Below are 23,512 nucleotides of genomic sequence, written 5' to 3'. Positions count from 1 at the left end.
AAGAAATTCTACGAACCCCATCCAAATGGTTTTCGGCTCCGAATGCCATGCATGACGCCCAACCGACGGCAACAGCAGGACGGTGACCAGCACCTGGTGGTGCTCGTGCTGCCTGGAGGAAAGGTCTCGAGCCATCGCCCGGCTCGCGCCTGGCATCTGTCCAACCTTCGGATGCGCCCGTTCACCGCTCAGCTTCGCCGCTCCGGTGTGAGAGCGGTGCAGGCTCGCTATCGGGTGCGTGGTTGGAACGGTGCCGAGCGCAGTCCGGTCGCTGACGCTCGAGCCGCACTCGACGCGATAACGAAACGTAATGCACAAGCTCGGGTGATTTTGCTGGGCCACTCGATGGGCGGACGGGTCGCCGCCGAACTGTGTGGCGATCCGGCGGTGGTCGGTGTGGTTGCGCTGGCGCCGTGGTGGCCCGATGGAACGTCGGTGAATCTGCGTTCGGACACACCACTGGTTGTGCTCCACGGCACGGCCGACTCGTGGACCGACCCGGCAGCGTCTCGTCGGAAAGTTGACGAACTGCAGAAGTCGGGTAAGAGCGCTGAATGGATCGGCATCGGCGGCGCAGGCCACTTCATGCTCCGTCGGGCGGCGACCTGGCATCGCCTCGTCGCGGATGCAATCGCACGAATGAGTCGCGGGGTAGCCGCAACAAAGATGGGAGAACGACGATGAGTTCCGACAAGCGCAAGGTGGCCGTCGTCGGTAGTGGTGTCGCAGGTCTGACAGCGGCGTGGGTGCTCAGTAAGGACAGTGACGTCACCCTCTACGAAGCGGATTCACGGCTCGGCGGGCACGCGGACACCCATTCGGTCACCGACCCGGAAGGGCGAAGCCTCGCCATCGACACGGGGTTCATCGTTCACAACGATCGCACCTATCCGACATTGTTGCGATTGTTCGCAGAACTCGATGTGCCTACGCAGGAATCCGACATGAGTATGTCGGTCAGGTGTGGGGGTTGCGGTCTCGAGTACTCGGGAGGCCAAGGGTTGCGCGGCGTTCTCCCGACGCCGGGGCTCCTTGTCAACGGCAGCTTTCTGTCGATGTTGATGGAGGTCAAGCGCTTCCATCGCCGTGCCCGCGCTCTGCTCGACAACACGGATCCGTCGGCACCCGACCAGACACTGGGAGTGTTTCTGCGCAGCGGCCGGTTCTCCGACTACTTCACCGCTCACTTCATGACTCCGCTCGTGTCGGCAGTCTGGTCGTGTGATCCCGGCTCGGCGCTGAAGTATCCCGCGCGGTACCTGTTCTCGTTCCTCGATCACCACGGAATGCTGAGCGTCACTGGATCGCCGACCTGGCGAACAGTCACCGGTGGATCGGGCGAATACGTTCGTCTCGTCGCCAAAAGTATCGGGGATATCCGCCTGAACACGCCAGTTCGCGCCGTCCACCGGTTTGACGATCGCGTCGACATTCGTGACGGCGACGACCAGATCCAGACCTTCGACGCAGTTGTGGTCGCAACGCATCCGCAGCAAGCACTGAAGATTTTGGCGGATCCGACGCCTGCCGAATCCCAGGTCCTCGGCGCAATGCCGTACTCCGTCAACCACACCCAACTTCACACGGACGAAAATGTGCTGCCCGGCAACACCAATGCGCGCGCGTCGTGGAACTACTACATCCCTGAATGCAACGCGAAGCCGGATCACGTTCTGGTCAGCTACGACATGACGAGGTTGCAGCGGCTGCCGGAGACCGGTCGGCGCTACCTGGTGACGTTGGGGGGAGACGAAATGGTGTCCCCGGACTCGGTGATCGATCAGATGACCTACGAGCATCCGCAGTACACACCCACCTCCGTCGCCGCTCAAGCGCGGCTTCCCGAGTTGGACTCGGACGTGCTCGCGTTTGCCGGTGCGTACCACGGATGGGGTTTCCACGAGGACGGTGCACTGTCTGGCCTGCGTGCCGCCGAACGCGTCGGAGGTCGGTGGCCGTGACTGCACCCATCACGCCGTCCATCGTTCATACGAGCATCCGACACGTACGAACGGAGCCGTTGCACAACGAGTTCGAGTACCGAAGCTACAGCTGGCTCGTCGACGTCGACGATCTGCCCGAGCTCCCGAAGGCACTGCGATCCTTGGCGAAGTTCGACGCCGGAGATCACCTCGGCGACCCCACCCGATCGATTCGTGCCAACGTCGAGTCTTTTCTGGCAACTAACGGATTGGAGTTCGCCGGCGGCCGCATCCTCATGCTTGCGAACGCACGTGTTCTCGGGCATGTGTTCAACCCACTGAGTGTGTTCTGGTGTCTGAACGACGACGGCAGTCAGCGGTGCGTCGTTGCCGAGGTTCACAACACCTACGGCGAGCGGCATTGCTACCTGCTCGAAACCGACGAACGCGGCGGGGCTCGCACGTCCAAAGAGTTCTACGTGTCTCCATTCAACGATCTGGACGGCGAGTACCGGATGCGACTTCCGCTACCCGACACCGCGCTCGCGCTCTCGATAGTTCTGGCCCGTGACGGCAAGGCGCCATTCGTAGCCACGGTGTCCGGTCGTTGTGTGCCGGCGACGACGCGCGAGATCGTCCGCAGTGCGCTCTCCATCCCGCTGGCTCCGCTGCGAGTCGCCGCGCAGATCAGATTTCAAGGAATCCGGCTGTGGGCCAGGCGCTTACCTATCGTTCCCCGACCGCAACATCACCCGCAGGAGGCAGTGCAATGACCACGACCACTCTCGGCACCGAACCTTCCGCTCACACGATCGAATCCGAGCGGTGGCCGGGCGTTGCCACGGTGCCCAGCGGTTTCAAAGTGAGGGTTGCGTCGCCGGTTGCCCGCGCTCTGTTCCACAAGGCGGTCGCGCGCTTGCCGCTGCGCGTTCAGATGCCCAACGGTGAGTTCTCCGGTGGAGGTAGTCCGGATTCGCCGTTGATGGTCATCCACCGTCCAGACGACTTCGCTGCTCGTGTGGGCGACAGTGGGTTGATCGGATTCGGCGAGTCGTACATGGCGGGCGATTGGGAAGCCTCCGACCTCACCGCGGTCCTGGAAGTCTTCGCCTCCCGGGTGGCGACGCTGATTCCCGACTTCCTGCAGCGGCTACGAGGCCTCTACATTCCGAAGCAGCCTCGCAGTGAGCGGAATTCGACGCAGAACACGCGCTCGAACATCTCCCGGCACTACGACCTCTCGAACGAGATGTTCGAACTGTTCCTCGACGACACCATGACGTATTCCAGTGCTCTCTTCGAGGATCTGTCGGTGGGAGCTACCCCGTCGTGGGACGCGTTCGCAGCGGCTCAGCATCGGAAGATCGATCGCCTGCTGGACGGTGCGGGTGTCGGCCCCGGTTCGCGAGTGCTCGAAATCGGCACAGGCTGGGGAGAATTGGCGATCCGAGCAGCCGAGCGCGGAGCAACGGTGCGCTCAGTGACACTGTCGGTCGAACAGCAGGAATTGGCGGCGAAGCGGATAAGCGCTGCGGGACTGGCAGATCGCGTTCAGGTCGACCTTCTCGACTATCGGCAAGTACAGGGGGAGTACGACGCCGTCGTGTCGGTCGAGATGATCGAGGCTGTCGGCCACCAGTACTGGGGAAGCTACTTCCAGACGATCGACGCCCTGCTGGCGCCGGGTGGGCGCGCGGCGATCCAAGCCATCACGATGCCGCACGATCGGATGCTCGCGACCCGCAACACCTACACCTGGGTGCACAAGTACATCTTCCCCGGCGGATTTCTCCCGTCGGTGCGGGCGATAGAGGACGTCACCGAACGCATGACAACCCTTCGGGTGCGTGAGCGGATGTCGATGGGCGATCACTACGCGCAGACGTTGCGGCTGTGGGACGAGCGTTTCAGTGCTCGCACCGACGAAGCGTCCGCGCTTGGGTTCGACGCAGTGTTCGCGCGCATGTGGCATTTCTATCTCTGCTACTCCGAGGCCGGGTTTCGCTCGGGATATCTCGACGTCCAGCAAATTGTTCTCGATCGGAGGAATCAGCGATGACCGCCACGATGGATCGAACGGCACAAGGTACCGGCGTTGCGGGTCGTCTCTCGGACATCCTCAGTCCACTTGTCGGCGGCGAACTTCCGGTGAGATTGACTGCTTGGGACGGCAGCACAGCAGGTCCGGAAGATGCTCCGAAAGTGACGCTCTACAGCCCGAATGTGCTGCGACGCTTGCTCTGGAATCCCGGCGAGTTGGGAGCGGCGCAGGCATATGTTCTCGGTGAACTCGACGTCGAAGGCGATCTCGGTGATGCGCTCACACACGTGTGGAAGGTCTCTGCCGAGCGGGGGCTCGGGTCGATCACCCCGACCCCGTCTCTCGTCCTGGCCGCGGTCAAGGCTGCGCGATCCTTCGGTGCTTTCGGGAGACCTTTGGCTCCACCGTCGTCGCAGGCTCAGGTGAAGGGCCGCTTGCACAGTCTCGCCCGCGACCGCGAGGCGATCGGGCACCACTACGATTTGTCGAACGATTTCTACCAACTGATCCTCGATGAGAACATGGCGTACTCCTCGGGCTATTGGACTTCCGATGCGCCGGAGTACACGCTCGAAGACTCACAGACAGACAAGCTGGATCTGGTGTGCCGCAAGGTCGGTCTCGATCGGGCGCGAGGCCTACGGTTCCTCGATGTCGGCTGTGGTTGGGGCTCGCTGAGCCTGCATGCAGCGCGTGAGTACGGCGCTCGGGTGGTCGGCATCACGATCTCGGCGGAGCAGAAGGCTTTTGTCGACGCGAAGATCCGCGAACTCGGTTTGGAAGACTGGGTCGAGATCCGGCTCCAAGATTATCGTGAGATTCCGGACGGGCCCTTCGATGCGGTCGCGTCGATCGAGATGGGTGAGCACGTCGGTGAGGACAACTATCCGACATACGTGAAAGCGCTCCACGACAACGTTATTGCCGGTGGCCGTGTGCTGATTCAGCAGATGTCACGCACCGGTGCGCACCCCGGGGGAGGTCCGTTCATCGAGTCGTTCATCGCGCCGGACATGTACATGCGGCCGGTCGGTCGCACTGTTGCGATGATCGAGGAAGGTGGACTCGAAGTCCGGGACGTGCACGCCCTGCGTGAGCACTACGTGCGGACCGTCGACGCGTGGATCGAGACCTTCGAATCGAACTGGGATCGCGTCGTGGATCTGGTGGGTGTCGAAGTCGCTCGGGTGTGGCGTCTCTACCTCGTCGGCGGAGGAATGGCATTTCGGGACGGAAGGATGGGCGTCGATCAGATTCTGTCGGTCCGGCCGCACGGTGATGGTCGTTCGGATATGGAATCGGTCCGGCCGCAGTGGGTGTCGAGGCGATGAACGGATTCGACTGGGGCGCATTCGGAGTGGTCACGCTCACGAGCCTGTTGGCGATCGCCGTCGGAATGGCAGTGACAGCCACCATCGGTGTACGGATCGGGCGGCACAATGTTGTCGACGTGTCGTGGGGCGCCGGCTTCGTTCTGATCGCGCTCGTGTCCGCGATAGTGGGAACCGGCGACCTCTGGCGCCGGTTGCTGATGCTTGCGCTGGTGGCGATCTGGGGTCTGCGGTTGGCGACGCACATGGCGATCAGATCCCGCGGCAAGGGTGAAGACCCGCGGTACGAAGAAATGCTCGGACGAGCGACGGGTAGTCGAACGCTGTATGCGATCCGCAAGATTTATCTCACGCAGGGGATTTCGTTGTGGTTCGTCTCCCTGCCTATCCAGGTCGCCGCAGTATCGAACGGCAGCTTCGGGCTTCTTGTTGTGCTCGGTATCGCGCTGTGGATTGTCGGCGTCACGTTCGAGACGGTCGGCGACCGGCAGATGGAGGAATTCAAATCCGATCCGGGTAGCCGTGGCCACATCATGGATCAAGGTTTGTGGGCGTGGACGCGGCATCCCAACTATTTCGGCGACGCATGCGTCTGGTGGGGGATCTTCCTCGTCTCGGCGTCCGTATGGCCGGGAGTGTTGACTGTCCTCTCACCGATCGCCATGACGTACTTCCTGGTCTTCGCCACCGGTGCGCGGTTGCTCGAGCGACATATGGAACAGCGTCCGGGTTATCGCGAGTATCAGCAGCGGACAAGTTACTTCATTCCGCGCCCGCCGAAAGCCCGATCCGGGACGTAGGCTCTTTCGGGTGAGGCGAGAGCATGGGTGATCTGAAGCTGCCGGGTGCGGTGGGAGCGGTTGCCGTCGGCGGAGCATTGGGGGCACTGAGTCGATACGGGCTGGGGGAGCTCTTTCCCCACATCTGGACGACACTGGTCATCAACGTCGTCGGCTCGTTCGTTCTCGGTGTTCTCGCGGCCCTCCTCGTCCACAACAAGGTTGGGTACCTCTTTCTCGGCACCGGGTTCTGTGGTGGCTTCACCACTTTCTCGTCCTTCGCGGTTCACGCTGTGACGGAGAGTCCGTGGCGATCGATTCTCTACGTACTCGGGACACTGATTCCCGCGATCCTCGCCGCTGCACTGGGCAAAGGGCTCGGTGAACGCTGGATCCGCGCGCGGGACGGAGCGTCGGCATGACAGTTCTCCTGGTGGCACTCGGCGGCGGCGCTGGTGCGAGTGGCCGGTACCTGTTGGCGCGGTATGTACCCGCGTACAAGGGATTCCCGGCTGCGACGTTCGCCGCGAACGTGATCGGCTGCTTCCTCCTTGGATTGTTCACCGGGGCAGCTCTTTCCACCGAGATGGCCGCACTTCTGGCGACCGGATTCTGCGGTGGCTTGTCCACCTACTCGACCTTTGCGAACGAGAATGTCGGGATGGTCGAGAGGCGCCAGACGGCCCTCTCGCTGACCTACATCGTCGTCAGTTTGATCGTCGGACTGTCCGCTGCGTGGTTGGGAATCCAGATCACGGATTGACCGATCCGGCGTCGAGCGTGCACGCCACGCGGCCAGGGTAGACAATTGTCCACAGTCGCGTCGACACAGTGGTCGACCACCGGGCCGAGGGGGATTCGTGGCGCACGAACGAGCAGGACAAGTGGCTCTGCCAGAGGATCTGATCGACGTTCCTCATCTGGTCACCGCGTATTACACGCGCACCCCGGATCCCGAGAACCCGATGCAACAGGTACTTTTCGGCACTTCAGGACATCGCGGTTCCAGTCTCGACGCGGCGTTCAACGAAGCTCACATCCTGGCGACAACCCAGGCGATCGTCGAGTACCGCGCCTCGCAGGGCATCGACGGACCACTGTTCATCGGCCGCGATACACATGCGCTCTCGGAACCTGCCTGGCTGTCGGCCTTGGAGGTCCTGGTGGCCAACGACGTCGTCGTCCTCGTCGATTCACGCGATGCCTACACGCCCACCCCGGCTGTCAGTCACGCGATCTTGCGATACAACTCGACGGGACCGGAGGCAAAGGCCGACGGCATCGTCGTGACGCCTTCACACAATCCGCCGCGTGACGGCGGCTTCAAATACAACCCGCCACACGGCGGACCCGCGGATACGGATGCGACGTCGGTTATCGCCGATCGAGCGAACGAGCTACTGCGCAAGGGGCTTTCCGGGGTACGGCGTGTCACGGCGGCGCAGGCGCTGGACCGCGTCGAACGCTACGACTTCCTCCGGTACTACGTCGAAGACCTCCCCTCTGTCCTCAACCTCGATGCAATCCGCGATGCCGGAATCAGGATCGGTGCAGACCCCCTCGGCGGGGCAAGCGTCGACTACTGGGGCGCGATTGCCGAAACTCACCGACTCGACCTCGAAGTGGTGAATCCTCTCGTCGATCCGACCTGGCGATTCATGACGCTCGACACTGACGGCAAGATCCGCATGGACTGCTCGTCGCCCGACGCGATGGCGTCGCTGATCGGAATTCGGGATCGCTACGACATCGCGACCGGAAACGATGCAGACTCCGACCGCCATGGCATCGTCACGCCCGACGGCGGTTTGATGAACCCGAATCACTATCTCGCCGTTGCCATCGAGTATCTCTTCGCGAACCGGCCAGGGTGGCGCGCAGACACCAAGGTGGGCAAGACACTCGTGAGTTCCTCGATGATCGACCGCGTGGTCAGCAGTGTGGGCCGCGAATTGCTCGAGGTTCCAGTCGGTTTCAAGTGGTTCGTTCCCGGTCTGCTCGACGGGTCCGTGGGATTCGGCGGCGAGGAAAGCGCCGGTGCATCCTTCCTTCGCCACGACGGTTCCGTCTGGACGACGGACAAGGACGGCATCATCCTTGCGTTGCTCGCGTCGGAAATCACCGCGGTGACGGGAGAGTCTCCGTCAGCGCATTACGACGCGTTGGCCGAGAAGTTCGGGAGCCCGGCGTACGCGCGGATCGATGCGCCCGCGACACGCGCACAGAAGGCAGTCTTGGCAAAACTGTCTCCCGATCAGGTGAGTGCGACCGAACTGGCGGGTGAACCGATCACGGCGACACTGACCGCGGCGCCCGGAAACGGCGCGGCGATCGGTGGTCTCAAGGTGACGACAGAGAACGCGTGGTTTGCAGCGAGGCCGTCCGGCACGGAGGACGTGTACAAGATTTATGCAGAGTCGATGAAGGGCGCCGATCATCTGGCTCAGGTTCAGGCAGCGGCCAAGGACCTGGTGTCCGGCGTCTTGAAGGCGAACTAGCTCGCGGACCGCTCGTGTCGCCCGGCTAGAATTCCGGGCGACATGAAAACTCGTGCAGCCAAGCTGCCACAGGAAATTTGGGTACTGGTCGCCGCCAGCTTCGTCATCGCCCTCGGATTCGGGTTGGTCGCTCCGGCTCTACCTCAGTTCGCGCGCAGCTTCGACGTATCGGTCACCGCCGCCACGATCGTGATCTCGTCTTTCGCTTTCATGCGATTGGTGTTCGCGCCGATGAGCGGCACTTTGGTACAGAAACTCGGTGAGCGCCCGGTCTACATCGTCGGCCTTTTGATCGTCGCGGTCTCGACCGGTGCGTGCGCTTTCGCGGGGGAGTACTGGCAACTTCTGCTGTTCCGGTCGTTGGGCGGCATCGGGTCGACGATGTTCACGGTGTCGGCTCTCGGGCTGATCATTCGGATGTCACCGCCGGACAGTCGCGGCCGCGTCTCGGGGCTGTACGCGACAAGCTTTCTCATGGGATCGATCGGCGGCCCGCTGGTCGGCGGTGCGCTGTTGCAGTTCGGTCTGCGGATGCCGTTCATCATTTACGCAGTTGCGCTGGTGATCGCCGCGCTCGTTGTCTTCGTGAGCCTGCGTGGATCTCACCTGGCGTCACCGGACAAGGCTGTCGGTGTGAAGTCGATGACTCTCGCGGAAGGGCTTCAGTCGCCGGTGTACCGGGCAGCGCTCGGATCGAACCTCGCCTTCGGCGGCGTGATCTTCGGAGTTCGCGTTGCCATGGTCCCTCTGTTCGTCGTGGAGTTCCTCGACCGAGACCCGTCGATAGCGGCCTACGCTCTCACGATCTTTGCCGTCGGAAACGCGTTGGTGTTGATCGTTTCCGGACGACTCTCGGACCGCTTCGGACGCAAGCCCTTTGTCGTGAGCGGTCTGCTGATCTGCGGTCTGGGAACCATCGCAATGGGATTCACCGACAACCTTGTGGTGTTCTTCGCCATCGCCGCAGTGACTGGTGTCGGCTCCGGGCTCATGAGTCCGGCCCAGCAGGCCGCGGTTGCCGATGTTGTCGGATCGACGGCCCGAGGCGGACCCGTTCTGGCGGTATTCCAGATGATGTCCGACATCGGTGGGGTAGTGGCGCCGATTTGTGCCGGACTGATCGCCCAGCATGTGTCGTACTCGGCGGCCTTCGCGGTGATGGGAGCCGTAGTAGTCGTGTCGGCGACGGGTTGGTTGTTCGTTCCGTCGCGAACGAAGCCCGTCGAATCCGTCGTCGAAGATCTGACTGATGTGACGGTGCTAACGGATACTCCTGCGCGGACAAACCTGGACTGACCGGGCATTCTGTACTCTCGATCGGGTGGCAATTCGCATCGTGAGTCTTGTGGCCCGATTGGGTTTGGCGGCCGTTTGGCTGATTTCCGGGGGACTCAAGTTCTTTGATCCCGTGCAGACGAAGATCGCGGTGCGCGCCTATCAACTGTTGCCCGAGTCGCTGGTAGGTCCGGTGGCGACGGCTCTTCCCCTGGTCGAAATAGTGCTGGGCCTGCTGATCCTCGTCGGGCTGGCGGTGCGAGTATCCGCTGCGGTCTCGGTGGTCATCCTCACGGTTCTCATTGCGGTGATCATTTCGGTGTGGGCCAGGGGATTGTCCATCGACTGCGGATGTTTCGGCGGCGGAGGTGCAGCCGACGTCGGCGCTTGGGACTATTTGAAGGAGATTCTCCGGGACCTCGGCTTCTTGGCACTTGCCGTCTGGCTGCTCGTGTTCCCGCGTTCGCCGCTCGCATTGGGGCCCGGATCACGCGCGGCGTTCTCAGTGGATACTCAGTCTTCAGTGGCAAGGTAAGCAATCGGTAAATCGTTTCGACGCACGAAGGACTGCATCAGCGTGAGCACCAAGAGCAGCAAGAACAAATACTCGCCGGAACCGGTCTCGAGCCGCTCCACCTACATCATCGGTGGCCTCGCGGTGCTCGTGATCGCGGCCCTCGTCATCGGCGGTGTCTTGTGGACGAACAGCAAGAACAAGCCCCAGAACGACGGCTACGGCTCCGTGCAGAGTTCCGAAGTTGCCGTCACGGTGCAGGACAACGGAGTGGTGCTGCTCGGCAAGCCCTCCGCCGCGACGACCATTGATCTCTTCGAGGATCCGCTGTGCCCGGCCTGCGCTGCTCTCGAGCACCTCAGTGGCCAGGCTCTCGCGGCCGCCGTCGACAACGGTGACGTCGCCGTGCGGTACCACATGCTGAACTTCCTCAACCGGGCGTCGGGCAGCGGTGACTACTCCACACGGGCCGGCGCCGCTCTGCTCTGCGTCGCTCAGGGTGGTGACGCGATCGCGTACTCCGCATTCCACAACAAGCTTTTCGCGACCGACACGCAGCCTGCCGAGGGCGGCAGCAGCGATCACACCAACGACGACCTCGCCCAGATCGCTCGTGATGCGGGCGCATCCGAGGACGTGGCAACCTGCATCTCTTCCGGTACCAACGTCGAAGCAGCCGCGGCCAATGCTGCAGCCGCCAGCCAGGCGCTCAAGGATGTCGGGTCGAACGGGACGCCCACGGTAGTGGCGAACGGCAAGATCGTTGACACGGGCAGTAGCGACTGGGTTTCCAAGCTCTCCTCCTGAGTTGAAGCGGCCGCTCGGACGAGGAGCGGCCGCTTCGCTCTGACCAGGCGATTTGTTGCCCAGGAGTCAAGTGGTGTAACTTTCTTCCAGCAAGCGGAAAGCAGAAAAGCCGCTGCGAGTTCGACTGTTAGAGTGAATTGAATACGGGGCTATGGCGCAGCTGGTAGCGCACCACACTGGCAGTGTGGGGGTCAGGGGTTCGAGTCCCCTTAGCTCCACCCGAACAAATGCTCTGCACCAATCGGTGCAGAGCATTTGTTGTTTTCGAGCCAGTGTTGTGTTGTCGACCCTGTGTTTTTCGAGCCCCTATTGCATGCAGCACAGTTCTGCCTAGATGTGTCGACCGCCATAACGCCAGGGCGTCAATGTTCAATAACGTCCGCGATGAGGCCTGATCATCCCGTGCATTCTCAGCATGGGGACCGTTGGCGGAACGGAGAACCATGAGTGCACACGTGGTGATAATCGGGGCAGGATATGCGGGCGTCATGGCAGCGAAGCGGCTCCATCAGATGATTGCGGCCGGCTACGACGCGACGGTCTCGTTCGACAGGGCGCTACCGCGTGCGGCACACCGAGTCTTCGGAGAGGTGACGACGATCGAGGCGGCGCTCGGCAGGCTCACCCTCGACGACGGCAGCGTGCTCGACTACGACTACTTGGTCTACGCAGTCGGAAGTAGGCAGTTGCCCAGCACGATCGCCGGGGCGGACGAGCACGGGTTCGGCGTCGCCGAATTCGAGGACGCGGTCCGCCTCTCGTCCAGGCTGGCGACTCTCGACGAGAAGGCTGCGGTCTGCGTTGTCGGCGGCGGTCTCACCGGGATCGAGACTGCCGCAGAATTGGCTGAGCAGCGAAGCAGCCGAATCACTTTGGTGACCGGAGGAATCTTGGCCCCGGATCTGTCAGAGCGTGCTCGATCGGCAATTCTCAGAACATTGACCGACCTTGGGGTTGATATTGTCACCGAATCCCGGGTGACTCGGATCGACGGTTCGTCCTGCGAGCTAGCGGGAGGTGTACGGGTGGAGACCGATTGCACGATTCTCGCGACCGAATTCGGGGTCCCCGATCTGGCGCGCCGAAGTAGCCTTCCCGTCGACGAACTCGGTCGTCTGAAGGTCGACGATGGACTGGAATGCTCGTCCCACCCCAACATCTTTGGTGCGGGTGATGCGGTCGCAGTCGGTGATCTCTCACTGAGGATGAGTTGTCAGGCCGCGATCCCCTTGGGAGTCCATGCGGCCGAAACGATCCTGCATCGACTCGAAGGTTCCGCGCCGCGCCCGGTGACTCCGAAGTTCGCAGGTCGGTGCATCAGTCTCGGGAGGCGGCGAGGTGTGTTCCAGCGGACCACTCGTGTCGACGAGTCAACGGGAGTGGTCATTGCGGGCAGGGCGGGTGCATTCGTCAAGGAAAGGGTCTGTTCGTCGACGACCGAATGGGCTGTCACTCCGCGCCGCTCTCTCTTCTACAGCTGGACGTGAGCATCGTTGGTCATGTTCGGTCACAGATTCGGTCGAAGGCCGATGCAGTTTGCCGAACATACGGTGGACGAATCAGGTCTTCGTGACCGGCGTCGATGTCGTCGAATTCGAGTGAGCCCGTGGCAATGAGCGACCAGACTTCGGAACCCCGATTGTTGTAGGCGCCACGGATTACTGTGACTGGGGCAGCACAGGGACGAATGCGATGTCTCGCTATCGCCTGGTTTGCGATGTAGAGGAAAATGATCCACTGCATCGCAGGTGGGTACTGCATGATCCCGGCGAACAGCGAGCGCACCCACAGTGCCGCGACTGCGGGCTTGGTCGGCTGCCACCGGACGTTCGACTGGGGTTGAGGCGCCAACTCGACGACGGACGCATCCAGAGGGACGCCCGCGCGGGCCGCCAACCGCTGGACGACAGTACTCGGAATCCTGCTGTCGAGAACGATGACCCGCTGGATGTCATCGCCGGCCTGTTCGAGCTGAGCGGCTATCTCCAAAGCTACGTATCCACCGTAGGAGTATCCGGCGAGCAGGTACGGGCCCGTCGGCTGAATCTTCTTGATCTCGACTATCAGTCGCCGTGCCGCACCTTTCACCGAGCGGTCGGGTAGGCCACGAGATTCGAATCCGCGGGCCTGCGCCGCGAAAACCGGGCGATCTGTGGTGAGAGAATTCGACAAGTTCGACAATGCAGTCGGTGGTGCTCCGGCACCGTTCACGATGAAGAGGGGAGTGCCACTACCGTCGGATTTGAGTGGCACAACCGTCGGCTGCGGCGCGCTTTGCTTGACGACCGCACTTCGATCGATAACTCCTGCAAGGTCTTTGATTGTGCTGGCGGAGACGAATTGTGCGCTGGAGATTCGAACCCGGAACTTCTCCTGAATTCTGCTGAGAACTTCGATGGAAGCGAGTGAGTCGCCGCCGAGTTCGAAGAAGTCGTCCTCGCGGTCGACGGAGTCGGTGCAGAGAATCGACTTCCAGATACCAGCCAACATCAGCTCGGTGGGGCCGGCAAGAGTTGGCAGATCGCTCCTCACCGCGACAGTCGGCAGCCTCGGGCGATCGACCTTTCCGCGTTCGTTGCGGGGCAACTCGGCCAGGAGGACAAAATGTCGGGGAAGCATCCAGGTCGGTAGAAATTTGGCCAATTCGCGGCGCATTTCGGCGCCCGACCGTGCCATCACGGCTTTGGTCAGGACCACGTAGGCGACAATCTCCGGTCGATCGTTCTCGAGGACAACAGCCACGAAAACGTCGGTGACGCCGGGAATTCGACGAATATGCGCCTCGACTTCCATCGGTTCTACCAGGTAGCCCCGAATCTTGACGGCGTCGTCGACGCGGCCCCGCAGTTGTAGTTCGCCGCGTTCGTCGATACGGCCCCGGTCACCGGTCCGGTAGATGCTCACTCCGTCGCCGAGGCGCGTGAATCGTGCCGCAGTGCGATCCGGGTCACCGTGGTATCCATCGGCAAGATCGCTCGAGACAATCTGTATCTCGCCGATCTCTCCGTCGGGGAGAGGCACGCCGTTCACATCGACGATCTGTACGTCCTTGCCGTCGCGAGCACGTCCGGCCGGAACCACTCCGACGGGTAGTTCGGAATGTGGTGGGAACGCGTTGTACGCGACGACACCGGTCTCGGTGGTGGCCAGCCAGTTGACGTACGTGACGCGAGCGAAGCCGTGACTGCGATGGCGCGCGTAATCCTCGCCGTGCACTGCTTCCCCGTACGTCACGACGACCCGCAGCGATCCGAGCGAATTATCCGGTGCTTCATCGGATTCGAGGCTTGACCACGCCCGCAGGAATGACGGCGCGCAGTGCGCGGTCGTGATCGAATTCTCGATCAGCCAGTCGTCGATTCCCGAAACTCCGTCTATGCGTGGATCCCAGCAGAAGACCGTGACGCCGTTCATCAGTCCCATGATCAGGGCCGTGATTCCGGCTCCGAAACTGACGGGCAACAGGTTTCCGATGTGATCGTCGGGGCGCAGGTCGATTGCTGCGGCAAGTTCGTCGGCTTTGTTCAGGCACATGGAGTGGCTCAACACGACTCCCTTGGGCGCTCCGCTGGTCCCTGATGTGAACGCGATCATGGCAGGGTCGGAACTCGATGGTTCCAGCGCGTTGTCGAAACGGAAGCCGGTTGCGGCCGATTCGTCGAGGATCGACTGCAGCGCGACGGCGCCCGAGGCGCTCATGATGTGCGCTCGCCGGGCCTCGGGGAGTTGTGGGTCGATCATGACCAAGGGTCGACCGGAAATCAGAGTAGCGAGGATGGCGGGCACCGACTCGGCGGTTGGTTCGAGATCGACCGCAACCGGGCGAGCCCCGTGTGACCCACGTAGGCGAAGTTCGCGGACCAATGCATCGGTCCGGAGTTCGAGTTCGGCGAAAGTGATCCGGTCGCGCGGAGTCACGACGGCAACGGTGTCGTGCTGCATCGAGGTGACTCGGCGCCACCTCGACTCGATCGTCTCGTCGATGACTGCATAGCGAGTGCGCTCGAGACCTAAGTCGACAACCTTCATCACAGTAGCTCCGTCCGACTTTCAGCTATCTTTGAGCAAAGACTACATAAGGTTTGTGAATTAGGTCCAGAACAAACCGAAAGTAGTTTTACATACGTCCCCATCCTCCAGTCCGTCAGCTCCGAATACCTTGAGGAACCAAGGCCGATCGAGCGGTGTACAGACGAGGAGCAATGACATGAAGTGGTCGGGGCGAAGTGCGATTGCGATTGCGGGAGTGTGCGCCGCAGCGACGCTGTTTTCGGGAACCGCGCAGGCGAGCCCACTCTGGGAACCTCTGCAGCCGGTGGCGAACCTGGACGCCGCGCGCTACGTAGGGGAATGGAACCAGGTGGCGGCGATTCCTCAGCCCTTCAACCTCGCGTGCGCGAAGGACACCCGGGCGAGTTACGGGATCGTCGATTCGTCGAACGTGAGCGTGAAGAACACCTGTACGACGTGGACCGGCCAAGCCAACGAGATCGTCGGGAATGCCCGAGTTACCGATCCAGCAACGGGTGCCCAGTTGCATGTGAGCTTCCCCGGGGTGCCCTCGCAGGAGAGCTTGGACGGTCCGCCCAACTACATCGTCACGTATATCGCCGACGACTATTCGTGGGCACTGGTGGGCGATCCACTCAGGCTTTCCGGGTTCGTGCTCTCACGGTCCCCGATTGTCGACGCGGCCGGCTGGAGTGAGATCCGTCGGGTCGCCGAATCCCGTGGATACAACGCGTGCACGATCTTGACGTCACCGACCACCGAGGGCACGTCGGACATCCGTCCGCTCTGCACAGTGTGAGTCTGCTGTCAGCGTGAACCTTCCGGAGCCACACTCCACTACGATCACTGATCGGTACGTGTGGTTTCGGAAGGTTGAGTGGTGGCGAAGAAGCAGATTCCCGTAATAGTCGTCGCAGGCTTTCTCGGTTCGGGCAAGACGACGCTGCTCAACCATCTTCTGCGCAACAACGACGGTGTACGCATCGGCGTGATCGTCAACGACTTCGGCTCCGTCAACATCGACTCGATGATGGTCGCCGGTCAGGTCGATTCGATGGTCTCTCTCAGCAACGGCTGTTTGTGCTGCGCTGTCGACGTCTCGGACATGGACGAGATGCTGAACAAGTTGGCGCACCGGCAATCCGGGATTGACGTCATCGTCATCGAGGCGAGCGGGCTTGCTGAGCCGCGGAACATGATTCGACTCGTCCTCGGAAGTGAGAACCCGTCTGTCGTCTACGGCGGCCTGGTGGTCCTGGTCGACGGAGCCAATTTCTCCACCGTTCGCCGCGAACATCCCGAGCTCGATCAACATGTCCGCCTGGCAGACCTGGTGGTAGTCAACAAGATCGACAGCGTTCCAGTCTCCGAGCGCGAGAGATTCACGGCCGGAATTCGCGAGTTGAATCCGCGAGCGCCGATAGTGGAGACGGCGCATTCACGGATAGACCCTGCTCTGCTGTTCGATTCCGGTGAGGTGACCCCTCCCGCTCCGGGCGATCAACTGAGCCTCGACGAGCTCTTGCGCGAGGGGCACGACGACGATCACGAGGACGGCTCGTGTCACCACGATCACCTGCACCACCGCTACGAATCGGTTGATTTCACGTCGGAGATGCCACTCGATGCCAGGGCTCTGACGCATTTCCTCGAGAATCAACCGCCGGGGGTGTACCGCATCAAAGGATTCGTGAACTTCGAGATTCCGGGTTACACAGGAAAATTCGAGATCCAATCGGTGGGTGATCATGTTCGGATCACGCCGCTGCGGTGGAAGTCGGGCGAACCTCGAACCACGCAACTGGTTGTGATCGGTACCGGGATGGATTCGGGAGCGGTCGGCAGCGCGCTCCGCACCTGCGTGCGCGAGGAAACGGTCGAACCGCACCCCGACGCCATGCTGGGATTGCACCGCTATACCGTCGGGGCGTGAGTGAATCAGATGTATCCGTGTACGAAGCGATTCGGCGACGGCGAGACGTTCGCGCCGAGTTCTCGGGAGAGGTCATCCCCGACGAAACTCTGATGCGCATTCTCGACGCCGCCCATCGCGCGCCGAGCGTGGGAAACACGCAACCGTGGGATTTTGTCGTCGTTCGTAATCCGGAGACGCTCAACACCTTCGCGGCACATGTCGCCGATGCCCGGCTGAAGTTCGCGCAGTCTTTGCCCGAGGATCGCCGATCGACGTTCGACCCTATCAAGATCGAGGGAATCGCCGAGAGCGGTACCGGCATCGTCGTCACTTACGACCCGTCGCGCGGTGGCCCGAACATCCTCGGCCGTCATACCGTCGACGACACCGGACTGTTCTCGGCGGTACTCGCAATTCAGAATTTGTGGCTCGCCGCAGTGGCCGAGGAGATCGGCATCGGCTGGGTTTCGTTCTACGACGAGAAGTACCTCACCGAACTCATGGGCATTCCGTCGCCCGTACGCCCCATTGCGTGGCTGTGCGTCGGGAAGGTGACTGAGTTTCAACAGGTTCCGGATCTCGAGCGCTTCGGATGGCGACAGCGCCGGCCATTGGCCGACGCTGTCCACTACGAAACCTATTGAGTTGTACCGGGTGGCCTAGCGCGCGGGACGGCCCCCGGTGGAGCCTGCGGTGCGAGCGCCGCCGCCGGTGCGGGGACGGCGAGCGCCGCCGCCTGCATGTTCCTGACGGGCAACTCCGCCGGTGCGAGCACCGCGTGACTGACCGCCCTGTCCGGAGCGAGCCTGACCCGAACGTGCTGCGCCGCCGCGTCCACCCTGGCCGGCGGGACGCTGTCCGCGTCCACCGTTCGGCTGGGCCGGAGCCTTCGGAGCCGGCGTGACGTGCGGTGCGATGTCGCCGACCAACTTGACGACGTGCTCGGAGTTGGCAGTCGAACGAACCGGGGTCACCTTGATGGCTGCCTTACGCATGAGGATCGCGAGATCCTTACGCTGCTCGGGCAGAACCACGGTGACCACGTCGCCGGCGCTGCCTGCGCGAGCGGTGCGACCACTGCGGTGCAGGTACGCCTTGTGCTCGGCCGGCGGATCGACATGGACGACCAACTCGACGTCGTCGACGTGGACGCCGCGCGCTGCGACGTCGGTGGCGACGAGGACGCGCGCTTCACCGGCGGAGAATGCCGCCAGGTTACGGTCGCGAGCGGCCTGAGAGAGGTTGCCGTGCAGGTCCACTGACGGGATGCCCGACTCGGTGAGCTGGCGAGCCAACTTGCGTGCCTGGTGCTTGGTGCGCATGAACAGGATGCGACGACCGGTACCGGAAGCGAGCTTCTCGACCAGAGCCTTCTTGGCTTCGACGCCGTCGACGTCGAACACGTGGTGCGTCATCGCTGCGACGGGGGAGTTGGCCTCGTCGACCGAATGCATGACCTCGTTCTTGAGGAAACGCTTGACGAGCTTGTCGACGCCGTTGTCCAGCGTTGCAGAGAACAGAAGGCGCTGCCCGTCCTGCGGGGTGGACGAGAGGATGCGGGTGACGACGGGCAGGAAGCCGAGGTCGGCCATGTGGTCGGCCTCGTCGAGCACGGTGATCTCGACGGCGTCGAGGCTGACGAATTTCTGCTTCATGAGGTCTTCGAGGCGACCGGGGCAGGCGACGACGATGTCGACTCCGGCCTTGAGAGCCTGAACCTGGCGGTGCTGCGAGACGCCACCGAAGATGGTGGTCACGCGCAAGTCGTATGCGGCGGCCAACGGTTCGAGGGTTGCGGTGATCTGGGTGGCGAGCTCACGCGTCGGTGCGAGCACCAGGCCGAGCGGTCGACCCGGACGACGCTTGCCCCCGGACAGTTCGCCGGCGAGGCGGGAGACCATGGGGATGGAGAACGCGAGGGTCTTGCCGCTTCCGGTCTTTCCGCGGCCCAGTACGTCGCGCCCCGAAAGAGTGTCGGGGAGGGTGTCGATCTGGATCGGGAACGGAGAAGTGATTCCGCCGTCTTCGAGAGCTTTCACCAGCGGTGCGCGCACACCGAGGGCTGCGAAGGTGGTAGCGGGCGTAGAGATGTCAGACAAGTGTATTCAGAGCCTTTCGGGCACGTGTTCGTGCCCGGATGCCGACACGGGAATTAACCGGTCGAACAATCAAGCACAGTGGTGGCGGCGCTGCCGGTCGGCAGGCTTCTTCGCCGTAAGAAGAGCGGGTGCATTGAGCACTCAGCAAGAAAATTTGCGTTCTACGACGCTGGATGCCCGATTTCAGGCACCTAGTGATCGCAACTCTACCTTCTCGGAGCGTTCGACCTACAACCCGACCCATTCGGAGACGCCGTTTGCGAAGTGTTGCCGCTTCCAGATCGGTACCTCGTGCTTGATGCGCTCCACCAGTTCGGCGCACGCGGCGAACGCCTCCGCTCGATGCGGGGCGGCGACGGCGGCGACCAGTGCGAGGTCACCGATCTCGAGGTGACCGACGCGATGGATCGCGGCAACCGGCAGGCCGGTCGAGGCTGCAACCTCTTGGCAGCACGTCTGGAGGAAGCGTTCGGCATCCGGATGCGCTTGGTACTCCAACGCTGAAACTGCTTGACCTCCATCGTGATTGCGCACCGTTCCCGTGAACACCACAACAGCGCCGTTCTTCGGACCGGCAACGGCGGCGTCGACGGTGTCTGCGTGAATCGGTTGCTCGGAGATCCGAGCCAGTAGCTCACTCATCGTGTGCTCCTCCGCCTGCGACCTGCGCGAGCAGGTGATCGATGATGGGTTCGAGGACGGCGAGACCGTCCTTCACTCCACCGGGAGAACCCGGAAGATTGACGATGACCGTCGTACCTGTGAGACCTGCCACACCACGGCTCAGTGACGCGTGCGGGGTCTTCTCGAGGCCCTTGGTTCGGATCGCTTCTGCGACCCCGGGCAACTCACGGGTCAAGACTGCCCGGGTAGCTTCCGGGGTTGCATCCGTGGGGGAAGCGCCGGTGCCGCCGGTGCTGATGACAAGCGACGGGGAGCCCTCCTTGGCGTCAGCGATGCCCGCCGCGATGTCTGCGTCGGCGTACACAAGCGGTCCACGCACCTCGAAGTCCCGCTCGCGTAGCCAGGCTGCGATCGTCGGTCCGGTGGTGTCGGGTCTGGTTCCGTTGGCACCGCCGGTGGAAGCGACGAGGACGGTTGCGGACCGTGGCGAGGTGAAGGCGTGCGCTGGAGATGTCTGTGAGTTCTGAGTGTCGCGGGTCCAATGTCCGTGTTTACCACCGTCTTTGGTGAGCAGGCGAACACCGTTCATGGTGGCTCCGGGATCGACGGCTTTGACCATGTCGTGCAAGGTCAGGCCGGCTACCGCGACGGCGGTGAGTGCTTCCATCTCGACGCCGGTCTGTCCGCGAGTCTTTGCCGTCGCTTCGACGGTGATCGAGGTTTCGGTGAACCCGAATTTCACCTTGACCGACGAAAGCGCGAGCTGATGACACAACGGGATCAGCTCGGACGTCTTTTTTGCACCGGCGATTCCGGCAATGCGCGCGGTGGTGAGGACATCGGCCTTGGGCATGCCGTCGGCGCGGACGAGGCGAACTACCTCGGCGGTCGTGACGAGTTCACCGGCAGCGACGGCGATGCGCGTCGTCTCGGCCTTGGCGCTGACGTCGACCATGCGCGCTCGGCCTTCGCTGTCGACGTGTGTCAATTCGGTCATGAGTGTCCTTTGAATCAGATCGAGTGAATCAAATCGAGGAAGTCGAGAGCGGGACGACGTCGACGAGATCGCCCGCGCCGAGTTCGGTCACGGCAGCGGGGACGTCGATCAGGACGTCGGCCCACGCCATTGCTGCAACGAGGTGCGAGCCGGGTCCGGCCACGAGTTCGATACCGTCCGCAGTTCTACGCGCGCGCAGGAACTGGCGCTTGCCATCCACCGAACGCAGCGGTGCAGTAAGTGGCAGCCGTTCGCGCGGGATCTCGGGCAGACCCGCGGCCCGGCGCAGTTCGCCGCGGGCGAAGACCTCGAACGAGACCATCGTGCTGACCGGGTTGCCCGGGAAACTCAGGACCGGCACTTCGTTCACGACTGCAGTGCCTTGCGGGCCACCAGGTTGCATTGCGACGTGGCCGAAGTGTGCACCCAGAGGGGTGAGAGTTTCCTTCACCACCTCGAAATCGCCCATGGACACCCCACCGGAGGTGAAAACCAGATCGGCGACCGAGGTTGCGTACGAGAGTAATTCGCGGAACTCGGCCGGGTCGTCGCTGCTTCGGGCGACGGATACGACATCGGCGCCGTTGGCTTCGGCCAATGTTGCCAAAGCTGGTCCGTTGGAATCGTAGATCTCGCCGGGTTCGAGAGTTGTTCCGGCACTTTTCAGTTCGGCACCCGTCGTAATTATCGCGACTCGTGGCTTCGTGTACGTGTCGAGCGAGGCCAGGCCCACAGCGCTCAGCGCGGCGATATGGCGAGGTTCCAAGTGTGTTCCGGCCGTGACCAGTAGCATTCCGGCAGTGATGTCACTGCCACGTTCGCGAACGAATTCGCCTACAGACCTGCCCCGTTCGATGGTGACCACGTGTTCGGTGACGCCCGTTGTGTCCTCGACGGGAACGACGGCGTCGGCACCCTCGGGGAGCGGCGCACCGGTCATGATGCGAAATGCCGATCCTGGAAGGTGTTTCGGTGGTTTTCCGCTTCCAGCGGCGATCACGCCTCGAACCGTCAGTGTGGTCGGAACCGAGGCCACAGAAGCAGCATCGACCGCATATCCGTCCATCTGTGAGTTGCGGAAGAGGGGCAGGTCCACCGGCGATGCGATATCCGAGCAAGTTATGCGCCCCAACGCTTCTGCCGTCGGAACCGCCGACGGAGAGAGGGTGTGCAGGCCGGTGAGCAATCCGGAGATGTGCGCAGCGTGTTCCTCGACCGAACGCGCGCTCATGACAGTAACCTCGACAACCTCGACATGTTTTGATCCTAGGCGGTGTGGTCCGTCCGACACACGGAGTACGGCTTTCGGTCATACTGGAGCAATACGGAAGTTGGTGAAGTGATGACAGTGGTCTCGATGGGAATTCCCACCGTGCGGTTTGACGCTGCCTCCCTCGCCGGTCGTCCCGAGACGGATCTCCTGGTCGACAGGTTCGGGCGTGTTGCCAGAGATCTGCGAGTCTCGATCACCGAGAAGTGTTCACTTCGTTGCACGTATTGCATGCCGGAGGAAGGCTTGCCGGCCATCGCTGCGGAAGACCTTCTGAGTGCCGACGAGATCGTTCGAGTAGTCGGAATCGGTGTCGAACGAGTCGGTATTCGCGAGGTGAGGTTCACCGGCGGCGAACCGCTGATGCGTAGTGACCTCGAAAAGATCATCGCTGGGTGCGCCGCGCGCGTGCCAGGAATTCCACTTGCCATGACCACCAACGCCGTTGGGCTCGAACATCGTGCCGCAAAGCTGGCTGCAGCTGGTTTGACCCGCGTCAATGTTTCCCTGGATTCGGTTGATCGCGCGCACTTCGCGGAATTGACGCGGCGAGACAGGTTGCCTTCGGTTCTCGCGGGAATCCGAGCGGCCGCGGTGGCTGGCCTTGCGCCGCTCAAGGTAAATGCCGTTCTCATGCGCGAAACGCTCCACGGCGCGGCGGACCTTTTACAGTGGTGCCTCGACGCCGGAGTCGAATTGCGGTTCATCGAACAGATGCCTCTCGATGCAGACCATGCTTGGGCGCGCGAGAACATGGTGACTGCGGCTGAATTGCTGTCGGTATTGAGTGACCGTTTCGAATTGGCCGCAATCGGTCGCGAAGACCCGTCGGCTCCTGCTGAAGAATGGCGTGTCAACGGAACTGAAATGACGGTGGGGATCATCGCTTCGGTGACGCGCTCGTTCTGCAGTGATTGCGATCGGACGCGAATGACAGCAGAGGGAACAATTCGGTCATGTTTGTTCAGTGACCGTGAAGTTGATCTGCGCGCGGCGCTCAGATCGGGAGCAAGTGACGACGAACTTGCGGATTTGTGGCGCGGTGCGATGTGGAACAAATGGGCAGGGCACGGCATCGACGCCGCGGACTTCGTTCCGCCCGAAAGAAGTATGGGAGCGATCGGTGGCTGATCCGCATTCGATCTCGGTTCGTTACTTTGCTGCTGCAGCGGATGTATCCGGTTGCCGTAGTGAGGTAGTCGCCATTTCGCCCGACAACACACTTGCCGAGTTGGTGGCGGTCTTGGTCGGGCGATACGGACCGGAGATGGAGCGAGTGCTGTCGGTCTCGGCTTTCCTCGTCGGTGACGAGTTGACCCGCGACGTCTCTCGAGCCTCCGGTAGCGCTGTCGATATTCTTCCGCCTTTCGCTGGAGGCTAGTCCGAGAATTGCCGGCGTAGCTATTTGTGGGCTGCCGTCGTATTGTCC

23 protein-coding genes and 1 tRNA gene are annotated in these 23,512 nt (G+C 62.3%); 19 read left to right on the top strand and 5 right to left on the bottom strand.

What is annotated here, in order from left to right:
- Positions 1-51: 51 nt before the first annotated feature.
- The 14 genes from EEB12_RS04320 to EEB12_RS04255 all read left to right on the top strand — a co-directional run bounded on the left by EEB12_RS04320 (position 52) and on the right by EEB12_RS04255 (position 12,654).
- Positions 52-684, top strand: a complete 633-nt coding sequence (locus EEB12_RS04320) for an alpha/beta hydrolase (RefSeq protein ID WP_020969265.1) — start codon at positions 52-54, stop codon at positions 682-684.
- Entirely contained in the window at positions 681-1,961 is a 1,281-nt protein-coding gene (locus EEB12_RS04315) for an NAD(P)/FAD-dependent oxidoreductase (protein WP_019747859.1), read from the top strand. The genes EEB12_RS04320 and EEB12_RS04315 overlap by 4 nt, the downstream gene beginning before the upstream one ends.
- A complete protein-coding gene (locus EEB12_RS04310) occupies positions 1,952-2,695 on the top strand; it encodes a DUF1365 domain-containing protein (RefSeq protein ID WP_024487210.1) in 744 nt (247 codons plus the stop codon). The genes EEB12_RS04315 and EEB12_RS04310 overlap by 10 nt, the downstream gene beginning before the upstream one ends.
- Positions 2,692-3,981, top strand: a complete 1,290-nt coding sequence (locus tag EEB12_RS04305) for an SAM-dependent methyltransferase (protein WP_019747861.1) — start codon at positions 2,692-2,694, stop codon at positions 3,979-3,981. Before EEB12_RS04310 ends, EEB12_RS04305 begins: the two co-directional genes overlap by 4 nt.
- Positions 3,978-5,294 carry an SAM-dependent methyltransferase gene (locus EEB12_RS04300; protein WP_141487443.1) on the top strand — a complete coding sequence of 439 codons (1,317 nt, stop codon included), beginning with the start codon at positions 3,978-3,980 and terminating at the stop codon, positions 5,292-5,294. Before EEB12_RS04305 ends, EEB12_RS04300 begins: the two co-directional genes overlap by 4 nt.
- Complete coding sequence (locus EEB12_RS04295) at positions 5,291-6,094, top strand: DUF1295 domain-containing protein (protein WP_141487442.1); 804 nt, start codon at positions 5,291-5,293, stop codon at positions 6,092-6,094. Before EEB12_RS04300 ends, EEB12_RS04295 begins: the two co-directional genes overlap by 4 nt.
- A gap of 23 nt (positions 6,095-6,117) precedes the next feature.
- Positions 6,118-6,495 (top strand): fluoride efflux transporter FluC, encoded by a 378-nt coding sequence (locus tag EEB12_RS04290; RefSeq protein WP_019747864.1) that lies wholly within the window; start codon positions 6,118-6,120, stop codon positions 6,493-6,495.
- A complete protein-coding gene (gene crcB / locus EEB12_RS04285; RefSeq protein ID WP_141487441.1) occupies positions 6,492-6,836 on the top strand; it encodes a fluoride efflux transporter CrcB in 345 nt (114 codons plus the stop codon). The genes EEB12_RS04290 and crcB overlap by 4 nt, the downstream gene beginning before the upstream one ends.
- Before the next feature lie 97 nt (positions 6,837-6,933).
- Positions 6,934-8,571: a phosphoglucomutase (alpha-D-glucose-1,6-bisphosphate-dependent) gene (pgm, locus tag EEB12_RS04280; RefSeq protein ID WP_060938642.1), complete on the top strand. Its 1,638-nt coding sequence runs from the start codon at positions 6,934-6,936 to the stop codon at positions 8,569-8,571.
- Positions 8,572-8,613: 42 nt separating this feature from the next.
- Positions 8,614-9,867 (top strand): MFS transporter, encoded by a 1,254-nt coding sequence (locus tag EEB12_RS04275; RefSeq protein WP_141487440.1) that lies wholly within the window; start codon positions 8,614-8,616, stop codon positions 9,865-9,867.
- A gap of 25 nt (positions 9,868-9,892) precedes the next feature.
- Positions 9,893-10,381, top strand: coding sequence for a MauE/DoxX family redox-associated membrane protein (locus EEB12_RS04270; protein ID WP_019747868.1), 489 nt, complete (start codon positions 9,893-9,895; stop codon positions 10,379-10,381).
- A gap of 42 nt (positions 10,382-10,423) precedes the next feature.
- Positions 10,424-11,167: a thioredoxin domain-containing protein gene (locus EEB12_RS04265; protein WP_007731305.1), complete on the top strand. Its 744-nt coding sequence runs from the start codon at positions 10,424-10,426 to the stop codon at positions 11,165-11,167.
- 145 nt (positions 11,168-11,312) lie between these two features.
- Positions 11,313-11,385 (top strand) — tRNA-Ala (locus EEB12_RS04260).
- Positions 11,386-11,610: 225 nt separating this feature from the next.
- Positions 11,611-12,654 (top strand): NAD(P)/FAD-dependent oxidoreductase, encoded by a 1,044-nt coding sequence (locus EEB12_RS04255; RefSeq protein WP_258537408.1) that lies wholly within the window; start codon positions 11,611-11,613, stop codon positions 12,652-12,654.
- Between the two features lie 10 nt (positions 12,655-12,664).
- Here the strand turns inward: EEB12_RS04255 and EEB12_RS04250 are convergent, their stop codons facing one another.
- On the bottom strand, positions 12,665-15,196 hold the full coding sequence (locus tag EEB12_RS04250; RefSeq protein ID WP_141487439.1) for an alpha/beta fold hydrolase: 2,532 nt from the start codon (positions 15,194-15,196) through the stop codon (positions 12,665-12,667).
- Positions 15,197-15,374: 178 nt separating this feature from the next.
- Between EEB12_RS04250 and EEB12_RS04245 the strand changes: the two genes are divergently transcribed.
- The 3 genes from EEB12_RS04245 to bluB all read left to right on the top strand — a co-directional run bounded on the left by EEB12_RS04245 (position 15,375) and on the right by bluB (position 17,737).
- Positions 15,375-15,977, top strand: coding sequence for a lipocalin family protein (locus tag EEB12_RS04245; RefSeq protein ID WP_021334361.1), 603 nt, complete (start codon positions 15,375-15,377; stop codon positions 15,975-15,977).
- Between the two features lie 81 nt (positions 15,978-16,058).
- Positions 16,059-17,111 (top strand): CobW family GTP-binding protein, encoded by a 1,053-nt coding sequence (locus tag EEB12_RS04240; RefSeq protein WP_141487438.1) that lies wholly within the window; start codon positions 16,059-16,061, stop codon positions 17,109-17,111.
- Positions 17,108-17,737, top strand: coding sequence for a 5,6-dimethylbenzimidazole synthase (gene bluB / locus EEB12_RS04235; protein WP_019747874.1), 630 nt, complete (start codon positions 17,108-17,110; stop codon positions 17,735-17,737). Before EEB12_RS04240 ends, bluB begins: the two co-directional genes overlap by 4 nt.
- A 15-nt stretch (positions 17,738-17,752) precedes the next feature.
- On the opposite strand, the gene EEB12_RS04230 is transcribed toward bluB, so the two are convergent.
- The 4 genes from EEB12_RS04230 to glp form a co-directional block, all read right to left on the bottom strand.
- Positions 17,753-19,192, bottom strand: coding sequence for a DEAD/DEAH box helicase (locus tag EEB12_RS04230; RefSeq protein WP_019747875.1), 1,440 nt, complete (start codon positions 19,190-19,192; stop codon positions 17,753-17,755).
- Positions 19,193-19,420: 228 nt separating this feature from the next.
- Positions 19,421-19,834: a molybdenum cofactor biosynthesis protein MoaE gene (locus tag EEB12_RS04225; protein WP_007731311.1), complete on the bottom strand. Its 414-nt coding sequence runs from the start codon at positions 19,832-19,834 to the stop codon at positions 19,421-19,423.
- Positions 19,827-20,813, bottom strand: a complete 987-nt coding sequence (moaCB, locus tag EEB12_RS04220; protein WP_141487437.1) for a bifunctional molybdenum cofactor biosynthesis protein MoaC/MoaB — start codon at positions 20,811-20,813, stop codon at positions 19,827-19,829. The genes EEB12_RS04225 and moaCB overlap by 8 nt, the downstream gene beginning before the upstream one ends.
- 28 nt (positions 20,814-20,841) lie before the next feature.
- Positions 20,842-22,044 (bottom strand): gephyrin-like molybdotransferase Glp, encoded by a 1,203-nt coding sequence (gene glp, locus EEB12_RS04215; RefSeq protein ID WP_070796203.1) that lies wholly within the window; start codon positions 22,042-22,044, stop codon positions 20,842-20,844.
- 111 nt (positions 22,045-22,155) lie between these two features.
- On the opposite strand from glp, the gene moaA reads away from it, so the two are divergent.
- Together moaA and EEB12_RS04205 are read left to right on the top strand one after the other, a co-directional pair.
- The gene (gene moaA, locus EEB12_RS04210) at positions 22,156-23,214 is read left to right on the top strand and encodes a GTP 3',8-cyclase MoaA (protein WP_141487436.1); all 1,059 of its coding nucleotides are present in this window, start codon (positions 22,156-22,158) and stop codon (positions 23,212-23,214) included.
- Positions 23,207-23,464, top strand: coding sequence for a MoaD/ThiS family protein (locus EEB12_RS04205; protein WP_003944706.1), 258 nt, complete (start codon positions 23,207-23,209; stop codon positions 23,462-23,464). The genes moaA and EEB12_RS04205 overlap by 8 nt, the downstream gene beginning before the upstream one ends.
- Positions 23,465-23,512 lie beyond the last annotated feature (48 nt).

Source organism: Rhodococcus sp. WS1 (genome assembly GCF_003797745.1).
GTDB lineage: Bacteria > Actinomycetota > Actinomycetes > Mycobacteriales > Mycobacteriaceae > Rhodococcus_F > Rhodococcus_F erythropolis.
The sequence above is the reverse complement of the archived record's forward strand: the minus strand, read 5'-3'. Positions and strand labels throughout refer to the sequence as shown.

Excerpts from the sequence above, each read along its gene's own strand:
- EEB12_RS04320 (WP_020969265.1), top strand. The coding sequence starts at position 52 with ATGACGCCCAACCGACGGCAACAGCAGGACGGTGACCAGCACCTGGTG.
- EEB12_RS04315 (WP_019747859.1), top strand. The coding sequence starts at position 681 with ATGAGTTCCGACAAGCGCAAGGTGGCCGTCGTCGGTAGTGGTGTCGCA.
- EEB12_RS04305 (WP_019747861.1), top strand. The coding sequence starts at position 2,692 with ATGACCACGACCACTCTCGGCACCGAACCTTCCGCTCACACGATCGAA.
- EEB12_RS04300 (WP_141487443.1), top strand. The coding sequence starts at position 3,978 with ATGACCGCCACGATGGATCGAACGGCACAAGGTACCGGCGTTGCGGGT.
- EEB12_RS04295 (WP_141487442.1), top strand. The coding sequence starts at position 5,291 with ATGAACGGATTCGACTGGGGCGCATTCGGAGTGGTCACGCTCACGAGC.
- EEB12_RS04290 (WP_019747864.1), top strand. The coding sequence starts at position 6,118 with ATGGGTGATCTGAAGCTGCCGGGTGCGGTGGGAGCGGTTGCCGTCGGC.
- crcB (WP_141487441.1), top strand. The coding sequence starts at position 6,492 with ATGACAGTTCTCCTGGTGGCACTCGGCGGCGGCGCTGGTGCGAGTGGC.
- EEB12_RS04275 (WP_141487440.1), top strand. The coding sequence starts at position 8,614 with ATGAAAACTCGTGCAGCCAAGCTGCCACAGGAAATTTGGGTACTGGTC.
- EEB12_RS04255 (WP_258537408.1), top strand. The coding sequence starts at position 11,611 with ATGAGTGCACACGTGGTGATAATCGGGGCAGGATATGCGGGCGTCATG.
- EEB12_RS04250 (WP_141487439.1), bottom strand. The coding sequence starts at position 15,196 with ATGAAGGTTGTCGACTTAGGTCTCGAGCGCACTCGCTATGCAGTCATC.
- EEB12_RS04245 (WP_021334361.1), top strand. The coding sequence starts at position 15,375 with ATGAAGTGGTCGGGGCGAAGTGCGATTGCGATTGCGGGAGTGTGCGCC.
- EEB12_RS04225 (WP_007731311.1), bottom strand. The coding sequence starts at position 19,834 with ATGAGTGAGCTACTGGCTCGGATCTCCGAGCAACCGATTCACGCAGAC.
- moaCB (WP_141487437.1), bottom strand. The coding sequence starts at position 20,813 with ATGACCGAATTGACACACGTCGACAGCGAAGGCCGAGCGCGCATGGTC.
- glp (WP_070796203.1), bottom strand. The coding sequence starts at position 22,044 with ATGAGCGCGCGTTCGGTCGAGGAACACGCTGCGCACATCTCCGGATTG.
- moaA (WP_141487436.1), top strand. The coding sequence starts at position 22,156 with ATGACAGTGGTCTCGATGGGAATTCCCACCGTGCGGTTTGACGCTGCC.